The sequence below is a fragment of the Daejeonella sp. genome, assembly GCF_049655485.1.
Classification (GTDB): domain Bacteria; phylum Bacteroidota; class Bacteroidia; order Sphingobacteriales; family Sphingobacteriaceae; genus Daejeonella.
Window position 1 is genome coordinate 1 of the sequence record NZ_JBASJU010000181.1, and the last position, 2,327, is coordinate 2,327.

The following is a 2,327-nucleotide window of genomic DNA, read 5'->3' on the forward strand; positions in this document are numbered from 1 at the left end:
TTTCTATTATATCTGCCCCTGCTTCCAGGTATTCGGCATGGATAGCTTTAATAATATCAGGACGGGTTATGTTTAACAGATCGTTATTGCCCCTTACGTCGCACGGGTGATCTTTAAATCGCTCGCCCCGGAAATCTTCTTCAGTAAGTTGATAGCGCTGGATCATAGTACCCATCGCTCCATCAATAACAAGTATGCGTTTTTTTAGTTCTTCTCTAATCATGTAGTATCAAGTATCAGGTATCAAGTATGAGGGTGTCTCATATCGGGACAGGAAGCTCTAAATTAGAGCAGCCCATATCTTGATACTTGATACTTGCTACTTGATACTTTTATGCTTGCTACTCAAAAAGTCGGTATGCATTGACTTTAACTTATCTGTTCCGCCTGGGGCGGATAGAATGTAGCACCTTGTGAGCACAGGTTGCTAAGACTTCGTAGGGTCTAATCCCTCCGTCTTTCTGAATAAGCAGTGCAAAGGTGGGGGATTTTTTGGTGAAAAGCAAATCGGGTTGGTTGTTGCTTGTTGGTTGGTGGTTGTTGGAGTGGGGCAGGATTGTATGCGGGCCTACTATCTATTAAATATACACACCTAATCGTTGATGCTAACTCGTAATGTACGGTAGTCCAACAACCAACAACCAACAACTAGCCAGCTAAATTACTTCCTTCCCCCAAATAACCTCAACAACATAATAAACAAATTAATAAAATCAAGGTAAAGCGTCAACGCCCCCATGATCACCATTTTGTTTGCTGATGCATCACCGTATTCGATCCCGGCTGCGATTCGTTTCAGGCGCTGCATATCGTATGCGGTAAGGCCAATGAAAAGTGCCACACCAATGAAACTAATGATATAGTCGAGCTGGCTGCTTCCTAAAAAGAAGTTGACAACGCTAGCGATTATAATCCCGACAAGGGCCATCATGAGGATGGGTCCGAATTTAGTTAGATCTGTATCTGTGGTATAACCTGCAATAGCCATCACAGCAAACAATACTGATGCGGAAATAAAACAGCCCAGGACTGATGACGATGTGTAGATTAAAAGAATATAGCTTAAGCTGATTCCTGTTACAGCCGAATACAGCACAAATATGAGGGCAAGAACCGGAAACGATAAGCGGTTTAGGCCGAATGACATAAGTAAAACGAATGCCAGTGGGGCAAACATAGTAATTGTGCCCAAGCCCGTTCTGCTTCCGGTAGCCGGGTCAATCAGCAAGCTAAGCAATCCTGCATCCGTCGAAAAGAAATAAGCGAAACCTGCGGAAAGTCCAAGGGCAATAAACATCCAAAGAAAAACATTTGGAAGGAAGTTTCTGGAAGTGATAGTTCCTCCACGCTCAACTACGGGATTTTGACCAAACTCAAATGTATTTTTAACTTCTGGCATAATAATGTTTTTTTAAATTTAACGAATTTTTATTCAATTTAACCTTCTGCTTAGTTCGAGCTCTACGTTTTTAAAGAGCTGTAAGGGCTTCAGGTTTCTCCAGTTCATGTCATCGAGGTTTCCCCCGAAGTTAATATAGTAGTCAATATTATTACGCTTAAATTCGCTGATCACATGTTCGCGAAAATTAAGGCCAGCTATCCATCCTTCATCTGCATCCTGGAACCACTCTTCGTAATAACAATCGTCCGACGAATGGAAGTTAAGAACATTCTCGCCGATGAGAATAAATTTATTAATACCATCGGTAACCATCAGATCAAGGATCTCGCGCTTCAGCAGCATAATATCATTGTGAAGGGCATCATTCCACTCCCCTATAAATTCCAATATGGCATATCCTCTGTCGTAGTCTGCGTAAAGTACTTTTAGGTAAAGTGTTTGAGAACCAAAAAAATCCCACTGGGGATGGATGAGATAATTATAAATCTGCTTGTCGAATTCAAATTCGTTGTACCTCGTTTCAAAGAAGGGAGAGCGAGGATCTTCAGCAGCAATATAATCGTCGCGCCACCTGTAATATGGTTCTATTTCATGCATCAGCTTTTCTTTTTCTGAACGAAGAACCGGTCAATTAATTTTAAACGAGATCCAGGTTATTTTTTGGGGCATTGTCAATAGCGGCGCGGACGCTGCCATACTTGTCCAGCAATTTTTGGGCGGTTTCCTCGTCAAGGTTGGTTGATTGCATAACCATATTTACGGCTCGCCCAACCAATTTATTGTTGGTCATTTGCATGTCCACCATTTTATTTCCTTTCACTTTCCCTAAACGGATCATTGTCGCGGTACTTATCATGTTAAGTACCAGTTTTTGAGCCGTTCCTGACTTCATCCTGGTGGAACCTGTTACGAATTCTGGTCCCAC

The 2,327-nt window shown here is 42.0% G+C and carries 3 protein-coding genes, 1 pseudogene and 1 riboswitch; all 4 genes and pseudogenes read right to left on the bottom strand.

Features of this window, described 5'->3' with window-relative positions; all coding sequences use genetic code 11:
* Positions 1-223: homocysteine S-methyltransferase family protein (locus WBJ10_RS07665; RefSeq protein ID WP_424288954.1), on the bottom strand; the 223-nt coding region annotated here is incomplete at its 3' end.
* A gap of 148 nt (positions 224-371) precedes the next feature.
* A riboswitch (SAM riboswitch) is annotated at positions 372-472 on the bottom strand.
* A gap of 189 nt (positions 473-661) precedes the next feature.
* Positions 662-1,399 carry a Bax inhibitor-1/YccA family protein gene (locus tag WBJ10_RS07670; RefSeq protein ID WP_424288956.1) on the bottom strand — a complete coding sequence of 246 codons (738 nt, stop codon included), beginning with the start codon at positions 1,397-1,399 and terminating at the stop codon, positions 662-664.
* Between the two features lie 33 nt (positions 1,400-1,432).
* Positions 1,433-1,999, bottom strand: coding sequence for a hypothetical protein (locus tag WBJ10_RS07675; protein ID WP_424288958.1), 567 nt, complete (start codon positions 1,997-1,999; stop codon positions 1,433-1,435).
* Positions 2,000-2,039: 40 nt separating this feature from the next.
* Positions 2,040-2,327 (bottom strand): annotated as a pseudogene (locus tag WBJ10_RS07680) (N-acetylmuramic acid 6-phosphate etherase); the annotation flags it as partial.

Bases quoted from the DNA above. Each gene is read 5' to 3' on its own strand.
- WBJ10_RS07670 (WP_424288956.1), bottom strand. From the start codon at position 1,399: ATGCCAGAAGTTAAAAATACATTTGAGTTTGGTCAAAATCCCGTAGTT.
- WBJ10_RS07675 (WP_424288958.1), bottom strand. From the start codon at position 1,999: ATGCATGAAATAGAACCATATTACAGGTGGCGCGACGATTATATTGCT.